20 protein-coding genes and 1 tRNA gene are annotated in these 18204 nt (G+C 63.1%); 15 read left to right on the top strand and 6 right to left on the bottom strand.

The window, feature by feature from the left end:
• Positions 1-166: 166 nt before the first annotated feature.
• Complete coding sequence (locus NKH67_RS05495; protein WP_352501937.1) at positions 167-601, bottom strand: DUF3597 domain-containing protein; 435 nt, start codon at positions 599-601, stop codon at positions 167-169.
• 323 nt (positions 602-924) lie between these two features.
• Between NKH67_RS05495 and NKH67_RS05500 the strand changes: the two genes are divergently transcribed.
• From NKH67_RS05500 to NKH67_RS05515, 4 genes are all read left to right on the top strand, one after another.
• Complete coding sequence (locus tag NKH67_RS05500) at positions 925-1350, top strand: cupin domain-containing protein (RefSeq protein WP_352501936.1); 426 nt, start codon at positions 925-927, stop codon at positions 1348-1350.
• Positions 1351-1470: 120 nt separating this feature from the next.
• Positions 1471-2070: a YdeI/OmpD-associated family protein gene (locus NKH67_RS05505; RefSeq protein WP_352501935.1), complete on the top strand. Its 600-nt coding sequence runs from the start codon at positions 1471-1473 to the stop codon at positions 2068-2070.
• A 227-nt stretch (positions 2071-2297) separates the two neighbouring features.
• A complete protein-coding gene (locus tag NKH67_RS05510; RefSeq protein WP_352777145.1) occupies positions 2298-2807 on the top strand; it encodes a hypothetical protein in 510 nt (169 codons plus the stop codon).
• 269 nt (positions 2808-3076) lie between these two features.
• A complete protein-coding gene (locus tag NKH67_RS05515) occupies positions 3077-3484 on the top strand; it encodes a hypothetical protein (protein ID WP_352501933.1) in 408 nt (135 codons plus the stop codon).
• A gap of 201 nt (positions 3485-3685) precedes the next feature.
• On the opposite strand, the gene NKH67_RS05520 is transcribed toward NKH67_RS05515, so the two are convergent.
• Positions 3686-3775, bottom strand: a tRNA-Ser gene (locus tag NKH67_RS05520).
• Between the two features lie 429 nt (positions 3776-4204).
• Between NKH67_RS05520 and NKH67_RS05525 the strand changes: the two genes are divergently transcribed.
• The 3 genes from NKH67_RS05525 to NKH67_RS05535 all read left to right on the top strand — a co-directional run bounded on the left by NKH67_RS05525 (position 4205) and on the right by NKH67_RS05535 (position 6462).
• Positions 4205-4528, top strand: coding sequence for a hypothetical protein (locus NKH67_RS05525; protein WP_352469464.1), 324 nt, complete (start codon positions 4205-4207; stop codon positions 4526-4528).
• 66 nt (positions 4529-4594) lie between these two features.
• Positions 4595-5257: a peptide-methionine (S)-S-oxide reductase MsrA gene (gene msrA, locus NKH67_RS05530; RefSeq protein ID WP_352469465.1), complete on the top strand. Its 663-nt coding sequence runs from the start codon at positions 4595-4597 to the stop codon at positions 5255-5257.
• Positions 5258-5472: 215 nt separating this feature from the next.
• Positions 5473-6462 (top strand): BMP family lipoprotein, encoded by a 990-nt coding sequence (locus NKH67_RS05535; RefSeq protein ID WP_352469466.1) that lies wholly within the window; start codon positions 5473-5475, stop codon positions 6460-6462.
• Between the two features lie 84 nt (positions 6463-6546).
• On the opposite strand, the gene NKH67_RS05540 is transcribed toward NKH67_RS05535, so the two are convergent.
• Positions 6547-6756, bottom strand: coding sequence for a SlyX family protein (locus NKH67_RS05540; RefSeq protein ID WP_352469468.1), 210 nt, complete (start codon positions 6754-6756; stop codon positions 6547-6549).
• Between the two features lie 181 nt (positions 6757-6937).
• On the opposite strand from NKH67_RS05540, the gene NKH67_RS05545 reads away from it, so the two are divergent.
• Genes NKH67_RS05545 through deoA form a run of 6 tightly spaced genes read left to right on the top strand, consistent with a single transcriptional unit; the run spans position 6938 to position 13112 of the window.
• Complete coding sequence (locus NKH67_RS05545) at positions 6938-8470, top strand: ABC transporter ATP-binding protein (RefSeq protein ID WP_352501932.1); 1533 nt, start codon at positions 6938-6940, stop codon at positions 8468-8470.
• Positions 8467-9606, top strand: a complete 1140-nt coding sequence (locus NKH67_RS05550) for an ABC transporter permease (protein ID WP_352469470.1) — start codon at positions 8467-8469, stop codon at positions 9604-9606. Before NKH67_RS05545 ends, NKH67_RS05550 begins: the two co-directional genes overlap by 4 nt.
• A gap of 1 nt (position 9607) precedes the next feature.
• On the top strand, positions 9608-10579 hold the full coding sequence (locus tag NKH67_RS05555) for an ABC transporter permease (protein ID WP_352469471.1): 972 nt from the start codon (positions 9608-9610) through the stop codon (positions 10577-10579).
• Between the two features lie 6 nt (positions 10580-10585).
• The gene (cdd, locus tag NKH67_RS05560; protein ID WP_352469472.1) at positions 10586-10978 is read left to right on the top strand and encodes a cytidine deaminase; all 393 of its coding nucleotides are present in this window, start codon (positions 10586-10588) and stop codon (positions 10976-10978) included.
• The gene (locus NKH67_RS05565) at positions 10975-11793 is read left to right on the top strand and encodes a purine-nucleoside phosphorylase (protein WP_352469473.1); all 819 of its coding nucleotides are present in this window, start codon (positions 10975-10977) and stop codon (positions 11791-11793) included. Before cdd ends, NKH67_RS05565 begins: the two co-directional genes overlap by 4 nt.
• Positions 11793-13112 carry a thymidine phosphorylase gene (gene deoA, locus NKH67_RS05570; RefSeq protein WP_352469474.1) on the top strand — a complete coding sequence of 440 codons (1320 nt, stop codon included), beginning with the start codon at positions 11793-11795 and terminating at the stop codon, positions 13110-13112. The genes NKH67_RS05565 and deoA overlap by 1 nt, the downstream gene beginning before the upstream one ends.
• A gap of 110 nt (positions 13113-13222) precedes the next feature.
• On the opposite strand, the gene NKH67_RS05575 is transcribed toward deoA, so the two are convergent.
• From NKH67_RS05575 to NKH67_RS05585, 3 genes are all read right to left on the bottom strand, one after another.
• The gene (locus tag NKH67_RS05575; RefSeq protein ID WP_352469475.1) at positions 13223-13783 is read right to left on the bottom strand and encodes a TIGR02281 family clan AA aspartic protease; all 561 of its coding nucleotides are present in this window, start codon (positions 13781-13783) and stop codon (positions 13223-13225) included.
• A gap of 100 nt (positions 13784-13883) precedes the next feature.
• Complete coding sequence (gene upp / locus NKH67_RS05580) at positions 13884-14513, bottom strand: uracil phosphoribosyltransferase (protein WP_023675320.1); 630 nt, start codon at positions 14511-14513, stop codon at positions 13884-13886.
• Positions 14514-14641: 128 nt separating this feature from the next.
• On the bottom strand, positions 14642-15616 hold the full coding sequence (locus NKH67_RS05585; RefSeq protein ID WP_352469476.1) for an adenosine deaminase: 975 nt from the start codon (positions 15614-15616) through the stop codon (positions 14642-14644).
• 167 nt (positions 15617-15783) lie between these two features.
• On the opposite strand from NKH67_RS05585, the gene ubiE reads away from it, so the two are divergent.
• Positions 15784-16560, top strand: a complete 777-nt coding sequence (gene ubiE, locus NKH67_RS05590; protein ID WP_352469477.1) for a bifunctional demethylmenaquinone methyltransferase/2-methoxy-6-polyprenyl-1,4-benzoquinol methylase UbiE — start codon at positions 15784-15786, stop codon at positions 16558-16560.
• 64 nt (positions 16561-16624) lie between these two features.
• The gene (gene ubiB, locus NKH67_RS05595) at positions 16625-18199 is read left to right on the top strand and encodes a 2-polyprenylphenol 6-hydroxylase (protein ID WP_352469478.1); all 1575 of its coding nucleotides are present in this window, start codon (positions 16625-16627) and stop codon (positions 18197-18199) included.
• Positions 18200-18204 lie beyond the last annotated feature (5 nt).

The raw sequence follows: 18204 nt of genomic DNA on the forward strand, positions 1-18204 counted from the left end.
TTAAGGCGAGGAGGTCGCGTCGACCTTAATCAAGACGCTTCGGTGCGAGTGGATCCACGGCTTCATCGCCGACTTCTTCAACACTTTCGGTCTGTCTTTTTCGTTTGACGCAATTCCGGACGGAAAACCGTTCACACGTTTTCCTGGAATTGCTTGTCTTGTGACTCTAGGCGGCCAGGTCGCTCGGAAGCTTGCCGCCGTTCTCGGCCAGCTTTTTCATCAGTGCGTCGTGCAGCCACAGATTCATCGTTACAGTGTCGTTCATATCGCCGGTGTAGTTCAGCTCGTGGGCAAGCTCCTTGCGGGCGCCGAGGCTGCTGTCGATATTCAGAGCCTTCATCAGGTCGACGATCGAATTCTTCCAGTTGAGTTTCTGCCCCCTCGCGGCCACCGCCTTGTCGAGAATGGCAGCGATGTCCGGGGCAGAGGACGGCGCGGCCGGCGCGGCCGGAGCCCGGGTTGCAGCCGGGGCGGATCGGGTAGGCGCCGTCGGCTGGGTGGCCGTGCTCGAAGCAGGCGCGGGAGACGGTTGCGCCGGCGGCGCTTCGCCCGCAACCGCGTTTCCGAAAATCGCACCTTTGATACTGTCGAAAATGCCCATTGCTATCTCCTGTATTGGCTCGACGGTGTGTTGCCCTGACGGTCGGTGAGGCGACCGTTGCCGAATGCCGCATTGAGCGCTCTGGTTGTACCGGACCACGAACGCAACGCAGGGGCAACTCAAAACTGACTAAAAGGTAAAGGCTTGGTTTGCATTGGGGTATCGGCTCAGTGATCCGGCCCGAGAGTAGAATAGGTCGGATCGCGGCCCGACAAATCGTCACGCGCAATGCACGAAGGGAACGGTCAGCAGCCAGTTTTGCTGACGCAGACCAGAAAAATCATCTAGATTCCTGTTCGCAATTCGCTGAGAGGAACGAAGCCATGACAGCAGTCGTCGCATCCGACAGGCTCGAACGTTCGCTGGTTTGGGCAGAGGACGATCCGTCGGTCAAATGGTCCGGCGCTTTCGCGGTTTACGGCGGGCACGGCACCACCCAGTCCTCGGTCATTGTCTACGAGATCGAGCCCGGCAAGCGGCTCGGCTGGCACAGCGACGCCACCGAAGAGACGCAATACATCATCGCCGGCACCGGCGAGCTACACATTGAGGGCGGCACCACCCACCCGGTCGGGCCGGGCAGCGTCCTGGTACTTCCGACGCCGGTCAGGCACGACCTCGTCAACACCGGCACCGAAACCCTGCGCGCCGTCGCTTTCTTTGCGGCGGCGATGTTCACGCAGACATTCGACAACGTCATGCTGCCGCCGAAATCCCATGTCCTCGGAACGCCCAATCGTGCGGGCTGAATGCGTGCCGGCGAGAATCACCAGGCCTGCGGATTGCGAACTCGGAGCTGAGGTGAGCGCGCGCGCGGCCGGCAAGCGGTTTGGCGTCGTTACGCGCTCGCGTCATGGGCGGACCGGCTGATGGCGCCCGTCAAGGTCGACCCCGCCAAGGTGCGCGAGTTCAGGGATGCCGAAAGCTTCCATGCCTGGCTTGGCGAGCATCACGACAGCGAGGACGAAGTCTGGATCAAGATCCATAAGCTCGATTCGGGACTGCCGTCGATCACGCCGAAGCAAGCCATCGACGCGGCGTTGTGCTGGGGCTGGATCGATGCAGTGCGCAAGGCCTTGGACGGCAAAAGCTACCTGCAGCGCTACACCCCGCGCGGCAGGAAGAGCACCTGGAGCCAGATCAATGTCGACAATGTCGCCCGGCTGATCGAGGAGGGCCGGATGACCGAGCACGGGCTGAGGCAGGTCGATGCGGCCAAGGCCGACGGCCGCTGGGCGCGCGCCTACAAGAGCGGCAAGGAGATGAAGATCCCCGACGACCTCCAGGCGGCAATAGACGCCGAGCCCACGGCGAAAGAGATGCTGGCAAAGCTCAGCGGGCAAAACCGCTTCGCACTCGCCTTCCGCATCCACAACATGAAAACCGAAGCCGGACGCAAGAAGAAGATCGCGGCGTTCGTGGAGATGCTGAAGCGCGGCGAGACGATCTATCCGCAGGGCAGAAAGTAACATTTGACGAGGCGTGCCGGCGCGCTGCGTCTTGTGCTTGTCCCTGTCGGCGAGCCCCGAATGCGGCCGGATCGCTGCTCAGGCCCACCTTCGATCCAGGCGATGTCGCCGACGATTTGTTTTCGACGAGCGTCGCCCGGCACTTCGACACCAGCTCTCATTCGTTTAGTTGATGCAGGAAAAAGTCTCGTTCTCACAGTCGGCATGGTATATTAGCAGGCGCTGTTATGAGGTTTTTGCCCGTTCAGGAGCCGACTGGCACGTGGGCCGTGTTTGATGCGACCGTGGATGTGCCTGCGGATTTTGCTGGCAGTTGCCTTATCGGCTTGCCGCGGGAGCGGGCGGAGTGGCTCGCAGCAAGAGCCAATCAAGATGCTGCAAAAGGCACTTCGATTTGCCGGTTGTCAGCTGCCGGATCGGCACAAGCCGCGGTTCTTAGACTTAGACCGATAGGAGAGATTTCGATGATGCAAGAAAGGGTAATGGCGGCTGCGTTGGCAGCCAGGAATCAGGAAGCGGATATTCGTGGTGTCTTCGATATCACCAACAAAACCGATGCGCCAATTGGCCCCCGCCGATTGGGCGAGGCTATCCACTTTGTCGCCAATGCACCTATCGTTGGCTATGATGTTCACGCCGCCGTCATCAGATATGGCCCAGTCGGAACCCCCAGCCTCAGAGCAACAGATTGCGCACAGCTGTGGGAGAAGTTCGGCGAGGCCTTGCTGCAACACTGACGGGCAGATCTTTGGCGCGTATGGCACCACCATCGTGCAGGACACTTCCCTGGCGAGAACGACATGCAAGCCTGGCCGGTAATGTTGCAATTAAATTAGCGTGAGTGCATATTTTTTGCTGGCTGGACTCGCAACCGGCCAGGCCCGGCGGCCGGCCGCCAACGGGCTGTCAGGCCGGCGACAAATGGCTCCGCAGGCCCGACGGTCCCTTGGCAAGATCGCCGGAACCACAGCATGATGCGGCGGCAAAACGGGTTTGGGAGAATGATATGCCTAAGGTTTCGGAACTCTTTTTCAAGACAGCCATCATCTTTCTTATTCTGGGAATTGCAGCTGGCCTGCAGATGGCAATTTCAGGCGATCACGGCGCGTTTCCGGCTCACGCGCACATCAACCTGCTGGGGTGGGTCACCAGTGCAATATTCGGCGGCTATTATGCGCTGAACCCGGCGAAGGCTGCCCGCAGGAGCGCGATGATCCACTATGGCGTCTACAATCTCGGCCTGGTCGTGATGCTGCCGGCGCTTTACCTGATGCTGCAGGGAAATCCGGCGCTCGAGCCGATCGTCGCCACCGGCTCAATGATTGTCGCTGCCGCCGTGCTGATCTTTGCCTTCGTGGTTTTTTCCGCCGAAACAGAGCGCTCGGTCTCGGGAATACAAGCGGTCCCGCGCTAGACGGGGCGGCGACGGTGCCGAGTCGACCAAGCCCGTGCTTCTGGTGAAGCGCGGGCCGATCGGTTGTAGGCTGATCTGAGGTAAGAGTGCGGCGAAGATGAAAGCCGCTCGCGCCCCCCTCTGCCTGCCTCAAGATACTGCATCGCAGCGGCAGTCGCCGTCCAGTGTCCCTTCAGACTCGGCGAGCCGGTGAGATTTAACTGGCGGAGAGAGCGGGATTCGAACCCGCGTTACGGTTTCCCGTAAACACACTTTCCAGGCGTGCGCCTTCAACCACTCGGCCACCTCTCCATCCTTTAGCATTTTCGCCGCGGCCGGTTTTGCCGCGCGGGTTGGGGAGATGCCTCTCCCTTGGGGATTCCGGCCGGAATTCCGGCCGTGGGCGCCGTCAACCAGCGGATACCCTTTCCCCGCACCTGAGCCGTCAAAGCAACAGGCGCGGGGCTCATCTAGTCGATCCGGTGCCGAATGCCAAGACATAACGGCAGTCTATTCGCTTTGCCGGATACGGATGCTCAGCCCATGCCGCTGGGGCACCCGTTGGGAGCCTATCGAAAGGAGCGGCGGAGGTGTGCTTGCCGTCCCCGGCGCGCCACCGGTCCCGGCGAACCCGGCTGCCGCAGGTTCAACTTCGCGTGTCGCGATTGCGGATAAAGCACGCAGATCCTATTTAACAGTCCACACGACATTCTGATAAACTCCTGGGGAGGAAGGGTCCGGGTGTTCCGATTTATCTTCCGTCTTGCCGCAATGATCGCGCTTTCGGTTTCGGTCATCATGGCCGTGCTCGATGCGACCCGCTCGGTGGCGGCTTCGGCGCTGGTGATGACTCCGCTCAACACCAGCTGGCTCGCGGTTTCGCCGGATACGCGCAGCGCCTTCGAAAGCTTCGTCCGCGACAAGGTCAACCCGCTGCTGTGGGACGGTGCCATCGCCTGGGTGCTCAGCCAGCCCGGCTTTGCCGTGTTCGCGGTGCTGGCGTTCATTCTTTATGCCATCGGTTACAGGCGGCAGCGCCCCAGCGGGCGGTTCGCCGCAACCTGACATTTCCAGCCTGACCCGGTGATCCCGTACCAGGAAGGCTCAACCAAGAAGAAAAGGAAGCCACACATGTTTCTCAGCGACATGCTGAACAAGAAGCTCAACCTGCCGAAACCCTCCGAGGCGTTGCCCGGCCGCGACCGGCCGATCCCGACGGCATCGAAGCACTTTGTCTCGAACAGGCCGCTCAAGGGTCCTTATCCCGAAGGGATGGAAACGGCGATGTTCGGGCTGGGCTGCTTCTGGGGCGCCGAGCGCCTGTTCTGGCAAGTCGAGGGCGTATGGGTCACGGCGGCCGGCTATGCCGGCGGCGTCACGCCCAACCCGACCTATCAGGAAACCTGCACGGGCCTGACAGGCCATGCCGAAGTCGTGCTCGTCGTCTACGATCCCAAGATCGTGTCCTATGCCGAGCTCTTGAAGCTGTTCTGGGAAAGCCACGACCCGACGCAAGGCATGCGCCAGGGCAATGATGTCGGCACCACCTACCGTTCGGCGATCTATACGTTCAACGACGCGCAGTACCAGGCGGCGCTCGCCTCGCGCGATGCCTACGAGGCTTCGCTGCGCGGTGCCGGACGCGGCAAGATCACCACCGAGATCGCGCCGGCGCCGGAATTCTACTTCGCCGAGGAAGACCACCAGCAATATCTGGCGAAGAACCCTTACGGCTATTGCGGCCTGCAGGGAACCGGCGTCACCTGCGCCATTCCGGCCGCCGTCTCCGCCTGATTTTATGCCCCTGACGCAAGGAATATGCTGTGGCGCCGCGATGCGGCGCCATGCTTTTCCAAAGGGTCAAAATTCCACGTGAATTTTGTTTCGGGCCGTGCCAGATTGACCCGAAGCGGGAGGAAGACACTCCTGCCCGACACCGTATGCCTGCCGGAGAACCGGGCCGGCATGCGGTGCATAATGGACAAATAACCGACAGGGGTGTGGATCACATGAAACGTATCGTTCTCGGCCTCATGGCCGCAGCTGCAATGGTTCTTCCGGCCTTCGCCGCGGACATTCAACCCGCGATCCTCTATGATCTCGGCGGCAAGTTTGACAAGTCGTTCAACGAGGCATCCTTCCACGGCGCTGAAAAGTTCAAGACCGAGACCGGCATCCCCTATGTGGAATTCGAGGTCAGCAACGCCACCCAGCGCGAGCAGGCGCTGCGCCGTTTCGCCGAGGACGGCCGCAACCCGATCGTCATGGCGGGCTTCTCGTGGGCTGACGCGCTTGACAAGATCGCCACCGAGTTCCCCGACACCAAATTCGCCATCATCGACATGGTCGTCGACAAGCCCAATGTCCGCTCCCTGGTCTATAAGGAGCAGGAAGGCTCGTATCTCGTCGGCGTGATGGCGGCGATGGCTTCCAAGACCAAGAAGGTCGGCTTCGTCGGCGGCATGGATATTCCGCTGATCCGCAGGTTCGGCTGCGGCTATGTCGGCGGCGCCAAGGCGGCCGGGGCCACCGACGTCATCCAGAACATGACCGGCGATACGCCGGCAGCCTGGAACGATCCGGCCAAGGGCGGCGAAATCGCCAAGACGCAGATCGACCAGGGCGCCGACGTAATCTACGCAGCGGCAGGCGGCACCGGTGTCGGTGTGCTGCAGGCAGCGGCCGACGCCGGCAAGCTCGGCATCGGCGTCGATTCCAACCAGAACGGCCTGCAGCCCGGCAAGGTGCTGACCTCGATGGTCAAGCGCGTCGACGTTGCCGTCTACAACACTTTCATGGATGCCAAGAACGACAAGTTCACGGCAGGCGTCAATGACCTCGGCCTCAAGGAAGGCGGCGTCGACTACGCCATGGACGACAACAACAAGGCGCTTGTCGACGATGCGATGAAAGCGGCGGTCGAAAAAGCCAAGGCCGACATCATCGCCGGCACCATCAAGGTGCACGACTACATGTCGGACAATGCCTGCCCGTATTGATCGATTGCTGTTATTGATCGACTGGCACTGCTGAACTGACGAGTCGCCGGGTGAAAGCGCGGCGGTTTTGTCTTGTCGGCCTGCTCACCAGTGCGGCGGCTTGGTCACCGGCACGTCGGGCGCGGCCTGTTCCTCCAGCGCCAGGAAGCGCTCGGCCAGCGCGTCCAGCTTGCGCTGCATGCGCTCGATCACCTTCCACTGCTCGGCGATCTGGCCGGACAGTTCCTCGATGATCTTCTCCTGCTCGGCGGCGCGGATTTCCAGCGTCGTCAGCCGGTCCTCGGGCATGGTCATTTGAAATCCTCGATCAGGCGATTGTGCAGGCTGCGGCCACGTTGGAAATTGACAAGCATGGCGGGATTTGTCGAGAGTGAACCCTGCTCCGGCCAATTGGTAGGGACCCAATTGGCACAGACTGGGCGTCATGCTAGGCGTTTGACCAAGCGGTAAAAAAATAACAGTGGGAACAGGCTGCATGGCGCAAGCCGCAATCGAGCTGATCGGCATCGACAAGAGCTTTGGCGCCGTGCGCGCCAACCGCGACATCAATCTGGAGATTATGCGCGGCACCATCCATGGCATCGTCGGCGAAAACGGCGCCGGCAAGTCGACGCTGATGTCGATCCTCTATGGTTTCTACCAAGCCGATTCCGGCGAGATCCGTGTCGGCGGCCTGCCGGCATCGATCAAGACACCGAATGATGCGATCGCGCTCGGCATCGGCATGGTGCATCAGCATTTCATGCTGGTCGACAATTTCTCGGTGCTGGAAAACGTCATTCTCGGCGCCGAAAGCGATGCGCTGCTGAAGAAGAGCATTGCCAAGGCGCGTTCCGAGCTGGAGCGGCTCGAGCGCGAATACGGGCTCGAAGTCGATCCCGACGCCATCATCGAGGAGTTGCCGGTCGGCCTGCAGCAACGCGTCGAAATCCTCAAGGCGCTCTATCGCGGCGCCGAGATCCTGATCCTCGATGAGCCGACAGGCGTGCTGACGCCGGCCGAGGCCGACCACCTGTTCCGCATCCTCAGGCAGCTGAAGGAGCAGGGCAAGACGATCGTGCTGATCACCCACAAGCTGCGCGAGATCATGGCGATCACCGACACGGTGTCGGTGATGCGCCAGGGCACGATGGTGGCGACACGCGAAACCAGGAAGACCACGGTCGAGGAGCTGGCCGAGCTGATGGTCGGCCGGCGCGTGCTGCTGCGCGTCGAAAAGGGCGAGGCGAAGGCCGGCGGCGTCAAGCTTGCGGTCAAGAACCTGACGGTCAAGGATTCCCGCGGCGTCACCATGGTCGACGACGTCTCCTTCGACGTCCATGCCGGCGAGATCGTCGGCATTGCCGGCGTCGCCGGCAACGGGCAGTCCGAATTGCTCGAGGCGATTTCCGGCATCAGGCATGCCGTTTCGGGCTCGGTCATGCTCGACGGCAAGCCGATCGACCTCACCGGCGCCGCCGACCCTGGCGAGTTGCGCGAGCGCGGCCTTGCCCATGTGCCGGAGGACCGCCATCATGTCGGGCTCGTGCTGGCCTTCGAGGAGAACGAGAATTCGATCCTCGGTTATCAGGACGACGCGCGCTATCTGAAGGGGCCGTTCCTCGACATCGATGCCATCCGTAACGATGCCAGGGACAAGATCGTCAAATATGACATCCGCCCGGCGGACTGCCGCCTCAAGACCGCCAATTTCTCCGGCGGCAACCAGCAGAAGATCGTGCTGGCGCGGGAAATGGAACAAGATCCCGGCGTGTTGATCGTCGGCCAGCCGACACGCGGCGTCGATGTCGGCGCCATCGAATTCATCCACAAGCGCCTCATCGCCATGCGCGACCAAGGCAAGGCGGTGCTGGTGGTTTCGGTCGAGCTCGACGAGATCCGCTCGCTGTCCGACCGCATCCTGGTGATGTTTGCCGGCCGCATCGTCGGCGAACGCGGCCCCGACGCGACCGAGGGCGAGCTCGGCCTGCTGATGGCCGGCGTCGAGCAGCGCGAGGCGGCGGAATGAGCACTCCCTATGCCAAGCTGCCGGCCTGGGCCGACTACGTGCTGATCCCGCTGATCAACCTGTTCGTCGCCTTCGTCGTTGCCGGCTTCGTCGTCATATTGGTTGGCGAGAACCCACTGCGCGCAGCCGTCGTCCTGGTCGAGGGTGCCTTCGGCCGCGGCCAAGGCATCGCGTTCACGCTTTTCTATGCCACCACCTTCATCTTCAGCGGGCTTTCGGTGGCGGTTGCGGCGCATTGCGGCCTGTTCAACATCGGTGGCGAGGGCCAGGGCTATATCGCCGGTCTCGGCATCGGCATTGTTTGTCTGGCCTTCGACAGCTTCCTGCCTTGGTGGCTGACCTTCCCGATCGCCATTATCGCCGCCGCGGCGATGGGCGCGCTGTGGGCGCTGATCCCGGCCTATCTGCAGGCCAAGCGCGGCTCGCATATCGTCATCACCACCATCATGTTCAACTTCATCGCTGCCAGCGTCATGGTCTATGCGCTGGTGGGGATGCTGAAGCCGCCCGGCTCGATGGCGCCGCAGACGCGCACCTTCCTCGAAGGCGCGCAATTGCCGAAGCTCAACTGGGTCATCGAATTGTTCGGCGCCAAAATCCGTTCGGCGCCATTCAACGTCAGTTCCCTGCTGGCGCTAGCCATGGCCTTTCTGGTGTGGGTGCTGATCTGGCGCACGAAGCTCGGCTACGAGATGCGCACCTATGGCCACAGCCCGAAAGCGGCGCGTTATGCCGGCATTTCGGAGATCCGCATCATCATCATTGCGATGATGATCTCGGGCGCGCTGGCCGGCATGATGGCGCTCAACCCGACGATGGGCGACCAGCACAATGTCGCGCTCGAATTCGTTTCGGGCGCCGGTTTCGTCGGCATCGCGGTGGCACTGATGGGACGCCTGCACCCGGTCGGCATCGTGCTGGCGGCGATCCTGTTCGGCATGCTCTACCAGGGCGGCGCCGAGCTCGCCTTCGAGATGCCGGTGATCAGCCGCGACATGATCGTCATCATCCAGGGCCTCGTGATCCTGTTCGCCGGCGCGCTCGAGCATATGTTCCGGCCCTACGTCCAGGCGTTGTTCGCCTCGCTCAGCCCGAAATCGGTCGGCATGGAAGCGGTCAAGGGGAAGGGCGCCTGAGATGGATTTCTTCAACGCCATCGTACAGGTCCTGGACTCGACCATCCGCCTGTCTGTGCCCTTGCTGCTCGCCTGCCTCGCCGGCCTCTATTCGGAGCGGGCCGGCGTCTTCGACATCGGGCTCGAGGGCAAGATGCTTGTCGGCGCGTTCGCCGGTGCGGCCGCCGCCTCGGTCTTCCACTCGGCCTATCTCGGCCTCGGCATGGCCATCCTCATCTCGGTCGCCTTCGCGCTGATCCACGGCTTTGCCTCGATCACCCATCGCGGCAACCAGATCGTCTCCGGCGTCGCGATCAATTTCATTGCCGCCGGATCGACGATCATGCTCGGCCAGGCCTGGTTCCAGCAAGGCGGGCGCACGCCGGCGCTGGCTGCCGGCGAGCGCTTCGAGGCAATCATCTGGCCGGGCGCGGAGGCGCTCAGGAGCGTTCCGATTCTCGGGCCGATCTATTCGGAACTCATCTCCGGCCATTCCGTGCTGGTCTATCTCGCCTTCCTGGCCGTGCCGTTCACCTGGTGGGTGCTGTTTCGCACCCGCTTCGGCTTGCGCCTGCGCGCCGTCGGCGAGAACCCGGCCGCGGTCGACACCGCCGGGATATCAGTCGCCTGGCTGCGCTATCGGGCGCTGATCTGCACCGGCGTGCTCACCGGCATTGCCGGAGCCTATCTGTCGATGGTGCAGAATGGCGGCTTCGTGAAGGACATGACCGCCGGCAAGGGCTATATCGCGCTGGCCGCGCTGATCTTCGCCAAATGGAAACCGGTCAACGCCATGTTCGCCTGCCTGCTGTTCGGCTTCCTCGACGCCGCGTCGATCCGCCTGCAAGGCACGCCGCTGCCGCTGATCGGCAAGGTGCCGGTGCAATTCATGCAGGCGCTGCCCTATGTGCTGACCGTCATCCTGCTCGCCGGCTTCATCGGCAAGGCAATCCCGCCGCGCGCCGGCGGCGTGCCTTATGTCAAGGAACGCTGATCTGTTATGGCTCATGATCTGTTCGAAGCGGCGAAAGCCGCCATGGCCAAGGCCTATGCGCCCTATTCGAAATTTCCGGTCGGCGCGGCGTTGCGCACCGAGGACGGCCGTGTCTTTGCCGGCGCCAATGTCGAGATCGCGTCCTATCCGGAGGGCTGGTGCGCCGAAACCACCGCACTTGCCAACTACATCATGGGCGGCGGCGGCAAGATCACGGAAGTCGCCGTGATCGCCGAACGCGTGGCAAAATGCTCGCCCTGCGGCGGCTGCCGGCAGCGGCTGGCGGAATTCTGCCGGCCGGAGACGAAGTTCTATCTCTGCGATGATAGCGGCGTGGTCGAGACCGTGACCATGGGCGAGTTGCTGCCATACGGGTTTGAAGGCGATGTGCTGAAATGAAGGAAGCGCTCGATCACCTCGTCGAAAGGCTGGACGGGCTGGCGCCGACTACCGCCTTGGTGCTGGGGTCAGGGCTTGGCGGGCTTGTCGACCAGGTCGAGGATGCGGTGCGAATCTCCTACGCCGACTTGCCGGGGTTTCCCCGAAGCGGAGTCAGCGGCCATGCCGGCGAGGTGGTGGCGGGGCTCTTTGCCGGCACGCCGGTGCTGATGCTGTCCGGCCGGGCGCATTATTACGAGCACGGCAACGCGGCGGCGATGCGGCCGGCACTCGAGGTGCTCGCCGGCCTCGGCATCTCCAGGCTGATCCTCACCAACGCCGCCGGTTCGGTCGATCCCGGGATGGGCCCGGGCTCGGTGATGCTGATCACCGATCACATCAATTTCTCGGGCTCCAACCCGCTGATCGGCGAACCGAGCGACCGCCGTTTCGTCGGCCTGACCGAAGCCTATGACGCCGGTCTCCGCTCCGCCATCGAGCAGGCGGCGAAGGCCACCGGTACCAAGCTGCACAAGGGCGTCTATATGTGGTTCTCCGGCCCATGCTTCGAGACGCCCGCCGAGATCCGCATGGCGCGCGTCATGGGCGCCAACGCGGTCGGAATGTCGACGGTGCCGGAGGTCATTCTCGCCCGCTTCCTTGGGCTGCGCGTCGCCGCCTGTTCGGTCGTGACCAACCTTGCTGCCGGCCTGACCGGAGCCGAGCTGTCGCACCAGGAGACCAAGGACATGGCGCCGGTTGGCGGTGCGCGGCTGGCGACCATTCTGCAGCGTGTTTTTCAGGACGGGCTTCCGGAGCACAGGGTCGACGCCTGATGCTTCCCCAGGAAATCATCCGCCGCAAGCGCGACGGCCAGAAGCTCTCGGCTGAGGAGACAGCGTTCTTTATCGAGGGTCTGACCGCCGGCACAGTCACCGACGCGCAGGTCGGCGCCTTTGCCATGGCGGTGTTCTTCAACGGCATGAGCCGCGACGAGGCGGTGGCGCTGACTATGGCGATGCGCGATTCCGGCGATGTGCTCGACTGGTCGGATCTGCCCGGCCCGGTCACCGACAAGCATTCGACCGGCGGCGTCGGCGACAATGTCTCCTTGATGCTGGCGCCGATCGTCGCTGCCTGCGGCGCCTATGTGCCGATGATTTCCGGCAGGGGTCTGGGCCATACCGGCGGCACGCTGGACAAGATGGATGCCATCCCCGGCTATATCAGCCAGCCGGATGTTGCGCGCTTCCGCAAGACGGTGCTCGAAACCGGCTGCGCCATCATCGGCCAGACCGCCGATCTCGCACCCGCCGACGCCAGGCTCTACGCCATCCGCGATGTGACGGGAACGGTCGAATCGGTGCCGCTGATCACTGCTTCGATCCTGTCGAAGAAGCTGGCCGCCGGCCTCAATTCGCTGGTGCTTGACGTCAAGGTCGGCAACGGGGCCTTCATGGAGAAATCGCGCGACGCAACCGCACTGGCCAACAGCCTGGTCGACGTCGCCAATGGCGCCGGCCTTAAGGCCTCGGCGCTGGTCACCGGCATGAACGAGCCCCTGGCGTCCGCCGCCGGCAATGCGGTCGAGGTGCGCAACGCCGTCGATTTTCTCACCGGCCGCTTTCGCGACCGGCGGCTGGAGGACGTGACGCTGGCGCTGGCCGCCGAGATGCTGCAATCGGCAGGCCTGGTGTCGTCCAACCAGGACGGCCTGCGCCGCGCCGCCGAGACGCTGGCCGGCGGCCGCGCCGCTTCCATCTTCGCGCGCATGGTGGCGGCACTGGGCGGTCCCGTCGACTTTGTCGACAATCCGGAAAAATATCTGCCGAAAGCGGCAACGGAATTCGCGGTCAAGGCGAGCGCGAACGGCTTTGTCACCGGCATCGCGACCCGCGAGATCGGGCTTGCCGTGGTCGGGCTTGGCGGCGGGCGGACGCGGCCCGACGACAGGATCGATCACGCCGTTGGCATCACCAGGCTGTTGCCGGTCGGCGCTGAAGTGCGGGCCGGCGAAGCGCTGGCGCTGGTCCATGCCCGCAATACCGGGGATGCCGAAGCGGCCGCGGCCGCCGTGCTTTCGGCGTATACCATCGGCACTTCCAAACCGGCCACGGAGAAAACCGTCATCCGGCGGATCCTGCCCCGCGGGTAGAGCCATTCCGACGGTATCGGATGGGTTCTATCTTTCTTTGGACCACGATCTTGTCCGAAGACTGGTCCCCAACTTTTCGCAGGCGCGGACCTGCGGTTCGGGATCACGTTCTACTGAACCAGCAGCAGCTTGCCGCCTTCGACCTGGTATTTTTCGAGCCGCTGCAGAAAGCTCATGCCGATCAGGTTGGTGTGCAGCGCCCTGTCGTCGAGCACGACGGCCTCGACGCCCTCGACGGTGATCTTGCCGATCTGCAGGCGATCAATCGTCACCACGGCGGCCTTGATCGCACCATTGGCGGTGTTGACCTGATGGCTGAAGTCCGTCGAATTGAGCGAGATGCCGATCCTGCGCGCGGTCGAGGTGTTGATGGCGACGAGCGTCGCACCGGTGTCGATCATGCCGTCGACCTGGCGACCGTTCAACTTGAAGAGCGACATGAAATGCCCGCGCGCGTCCGCGGTGACGACGACCTTGCGGCCGAGCGGCTGCGGCGTTGCCGGCCTGTCCGGGACGGCGGCGAGATTCAGGTCGGTTTGTGTGTCGGCCGGCCTGGCTCCGATGGCGGATTTCAACAGCCGCTCGATTACCTGTGAATTGGACTGATACACGATCGGCAGCGATGCCGACGTTCCGGCAAACACGCCAAGGATGAGAAGCTTGCGCAGCATGGACCGGCCTTTGTGGTTGCCGATCCTTAGTCCGACATGGTGTCTGCCGCTTTAACGAATGCGGAAACCAGCCGTTTGCGTAAACAATCGGTAAACGGATCTATTTGGTGCCGTACATGCGGTCGCCGGCATCGCCGAGACCCGGCATGATGTAGCCCTTTTCGTTGAGTTGGCGGTCGATGGAAGCGGTGAAGACCGGAACATCGGGATGCGCCTGGGTAAACCGCTCGAGGCCCTCTGGTGCCGCCAGCAGGCAGAGGAAGCGGATGTTGGTGGCACCGCGGCCTTTCAGCTTGTCGATCGCCGCGATCGCCGAATTGGCGGTCGCCAGCATCGGATCGACGACGATCACCAGCCGGTCGGCGAGGTCGCCCGGCGCCTTGAAGAAATACTCGACCGCTTCCAGCGTCTCATGGTCGCGATAGAGGCCGATATGGGCGACACGCGCCGCAGGCACCAGATCGAGCAGGCCTTCGAGCAAGCCGTTGCCGGCGCGCAGCACCGAGGCGAAGACCAGTTTTTTGCCCTCCAGCGTCGGCGCCTCCATCGTCTCGATCGGCGTCTCGATCGTCGTCGTCGTCAGTTCCAGGTTGCGGGTGACCTCGTAGCCGAGCAGCAGCGAGATCTCGCGCAGCAGCCGCCGGAAGCCGGCCGTCGAGGTTTCCTTCTTGCGCATGATGGTCAGCTTGTGCTGGACAAGCGGATGGTCGACGACGGTGACGCCCTTCATGGTGTTCTCCAACTGCGCAAGTGAATGGTGAATGGTGAATAGTGAATAGTGAACTGGTTTGCGAGTCCTTGGTTGCGCGGACAAACTCGCGGCTGACGGACCGAAGCGCCGGGTGAACCATTCACCATTCACCTGCCCTTGGCGCCGAGCCTGCCCAGCAGCGCCGCCCTGGTCTTCCTGTCGACGAAGGCTGCCTCGATGGCCGTCCTGGTGACGGCGGTGAGCGCCTTGTCGTCCATCGCAAAATGCTCGGCAGCGATGTCGTATTCGCGTTTCAGCGAGGTCCAGAAATAGGGCGGGTCATCGGAGTTGAGCGTCACCTTGCAGCCCGCTGCCCGCAAGGCGGGGAAGGGATGGTCGGCGAAGCTGTCGAAGATTTTCAGGGCGATGTTGGAGCCAGGGCAGCATTCGAGCACGACGCCTTCGTCGGCGATGCGCCGCACAAGCTCGGGGTTCTCGATGGCGCGCACGCCATGGCCGATGCGAGACGGGCGGATGTGGTCGAGTGCCGCCTCGACGCTCTCCCAGCCCATCAATTCGCCGGCATGGACGGTGATGCCGAGGCCGGCCTCGCGGGCGATCTCGAAGGCCCTGACATAATCTTCCAGGTCGCCTATCCGCTCGTCGCCGGCGACGCCGAAACCGGTCACCAGCGGATGCCCGCAGCGCGCGGCGAAACGCGCCGCCCGCTCGATCGATTCGACACCGAAATTGCGCACGCCGGTGACGATCATGCGGCCTTCGATGCCGGTCTTCGCCTTGGCGCGGGCCATGCCTTCGCCGAGCGCGTCGGTATAGGCCTTTGGCGACAGCCCGGCCTTGTTGGCATGGTCGGGCGAGGTGAAAACCTCGGAATAGATGGCGCCGTCGCGGGCGAGGCTGGTCAGGTAATGGTCGGCCAGCCGCGCATAGTCTTCTTCGGTGCGGAACAGGTCCGACGAGAAGTCGTAGGCGGCGAGGAAAGAGGTGAAGTCGTGCCAGACGAAGGAGCCGTCCTGGATGTAGGGCGAGGCATCCTTGCCGTATTTCTCAGCCTGGCGGAGGACGAGTTCAGGCGCCGCTGCCCCTTCGATGTGGCAGTGCAGTTCTGCTTTCAAAGGCATTCAATTATCCCGTCAGGCTTTTTCTTATGACGCAAGTTCCTGTCGGAAAACCGTGTGACACTTTTCCGGAACCTGCTTCGAAGCGCGGCCGAACACCGCGCCTTAAACAATAGCGCCCGCACCATCGATCGGCTATGGTCCCGCCGATTTTATGGCGGATCAAAACGATGTCGGTTGAAAGAACCACTGCTGCGGGCGGCATGGAAACCTCCTATGGTTTCAAGCGGGTAGGGCCAGGCGACAAGCAGTCCCTGGTCAATGATGTTTTCCACAAGGTGGCGAACCGCTACGACCTGATGAACGACCTGATGTCGGCCGGCTTGCATCGGTTGTGGAAGGACGCCATGGTCGCCTGGCTCAATCCACCGAAGCGGCCGGGCTGGAGCGTTCTCGACGTTGCCGGCGGCACCGGCGACGTCGCCTTCCGCATCGTCGAGGCGAGCGGCAGGCACGCTCATGCAACGGTTCTCGATATCAACGGCTCGATGCTCGCCGTCGGCCGCGACCGGGCCGAGAAAAAAGGCCTGTCGGCAAATACCGATTTCGTCGAAGCCAATGCCGAGGAACTGCCTTTTGCCGACGCTACTTTCGACGCCTACACCATCGCTTTCGGCATCCGCAACGTGCCGCGCATCGATGTGGCGCTTGCCGAAGCCTATCGCGTGCTGAAGCCTGGCGGGCGCTTTCTCTGCCTTGAATTCTCCGAGGTCGAGATGCCGCTGCTCGACAAGGTCTATGAAGCATGGTCGTTCAACGCCATTCCGCGGATCGGCAAGGTGGTGACCGGCGATGACGAGCCCTATTCCTATCTGGTCGAATCGATCCGCAAGTTTCCCAATCAGCAGAATTTCGCGGCGATGATTTCGCGCGCAGGCTTCGAGCGCGCCTCGTTCCGCAATTATTCCGGCGGCATCGCCGCGCTTCATTCGGGCTGGAAGCTTTGAGGCTGGCCCGCATTTTCCGACGTGCCTTGCGCCAGTTCAGGAAACCGGCAGGGCAAAGCCAGCCATGAGCAGCATCGGCGCTGGTTTCAGGCTCGTGCGGGCCGGCTGGGTGCTTGTGCGCGAGGGCGTCATCGCGGCTTTGCCCGGTGACGAGCTCTTCGGCTTGCCGAAATTCGGCTGGCGCATGGCCCGGCTATTCACCCGCCGTCGGGCGCTTGCCTATGAGCGCGGCGACAGGCTGGCCAAGGCGGTCGTGCGGCTCGGCCCATCCTACGTCAAGCTCGGCCAGTTCCTGGCGACACGGCCGGATGTCGTCGGCAACGATATCGCGCTTGATCTTGCCATGCTGCAGGACAAGATGCAGACCTTTCCCAAGGCCGAGGCCATAGCGGCGATAGAAGCATCGCTCGGACGCAAGGTCGGTGAGCTCTATGCCAGTTTTGGCGAGGCCGTCGCCGCCGCCTCGATCGCCCAGGTCCATACCGCTGAAACCCTGCAGGACGGCGTCGTTAGGCGAGTGGCGGTGAAGGTCATCCGGCCGGGCGTGCGCCGCCGCTTCTTTCGCGATCTCGAAAGCTATTTCCTCGCCGCCCGGCTGCAGGAAAAGTACATCCCGTCGTCGCGCCGGCTACGGCCGGTCGAGGTGACGGAGACGCTGGCCCAGACTACCAAGATCGAAATGGATTTGAGGCTGGAGGCAGCGGCTTTTTCGGAGCTCGGCGAGAATACCAAGGACGATCCGGGCTTCCGTGTGCCGTCGGTCGACTGGGAGCGCACCGGTCGTGACGTGCTGACCATGGAATGGGTCGACGGCATCAAGATGAACGATATTGCCGGCCTGACCGCCGCCGGCCACGACCTGAAAGCGATTGCCGCCAACCTCGTTCAGTCGTTTCTGCGCCATACGCTGCGTGACGGTTTCTTCCACGCCGACATGCACCCGGGCAACCTGTTTATAGAAGCCGACGGCACCATCGTCGCCGTCGATCTCGGCATTGCCGGCCGGCTCGGCAAAAAGGAGCGCCGCTTCCTCGCCGAAATCCTCTATGGCTTCATCACGCGCGATTACCAGCGCGTCGCCGAGGTGCATTTCGAGGCCGGCTACGTGCCGCGCCAGCACAATGTCGCCGCCTTCGCCCAGGCGATCCGGGCGATCGGCGAACCGATCCACGGCCAGCCTGCCGAGACCATCTCGATGGCCAAGCTGCTGACGCTGCTGTTCGAAGTGACCGACCTCTTCGACATGGCGACGCGGTCCGAGCTGGTGCTGCTGCAGAAGACCATGGTCGTCGTCGAAGGCGTCGCCCGCACCCTCGACCCGGCCTTCAACATGTGGAAGACGTCGGAGCCGGTGGTGAGCGGCTGGATTGCCCGCAACCTCGGCCCGCGCGCCCTGCTGGCCGATGCGCGCGACGGTGCCAACGCGCTGCTGGCGCTGGCCCGCCAGGCACCGGACCTCGCCGCCCGCACCGAGCGGCTGTCGCGTGAGATCGACCTGATGGCCGAACACGGCCTGCGCTTCGACGAAAGGACCGCACGCGCGATCGGCAAGGCCGAGGCGCGCTACACCCGCTCCGGCCGGCTGGCGCTGTGGGTGATCGCATTGACGCTCGTGTATATCGCCTGGCGTATTTTCTAGCGCTT

It is taken from the genome of Mesorhizobium sp. M0968, assembly GCF_040319065.1.
In the GTDB taxonomy this organism is placed as follows: Bacteria; Pseudomonadota; Alphaproteobacteria; order Rhizobiales; family Rhizobiaceae; genus Mesorhizobium.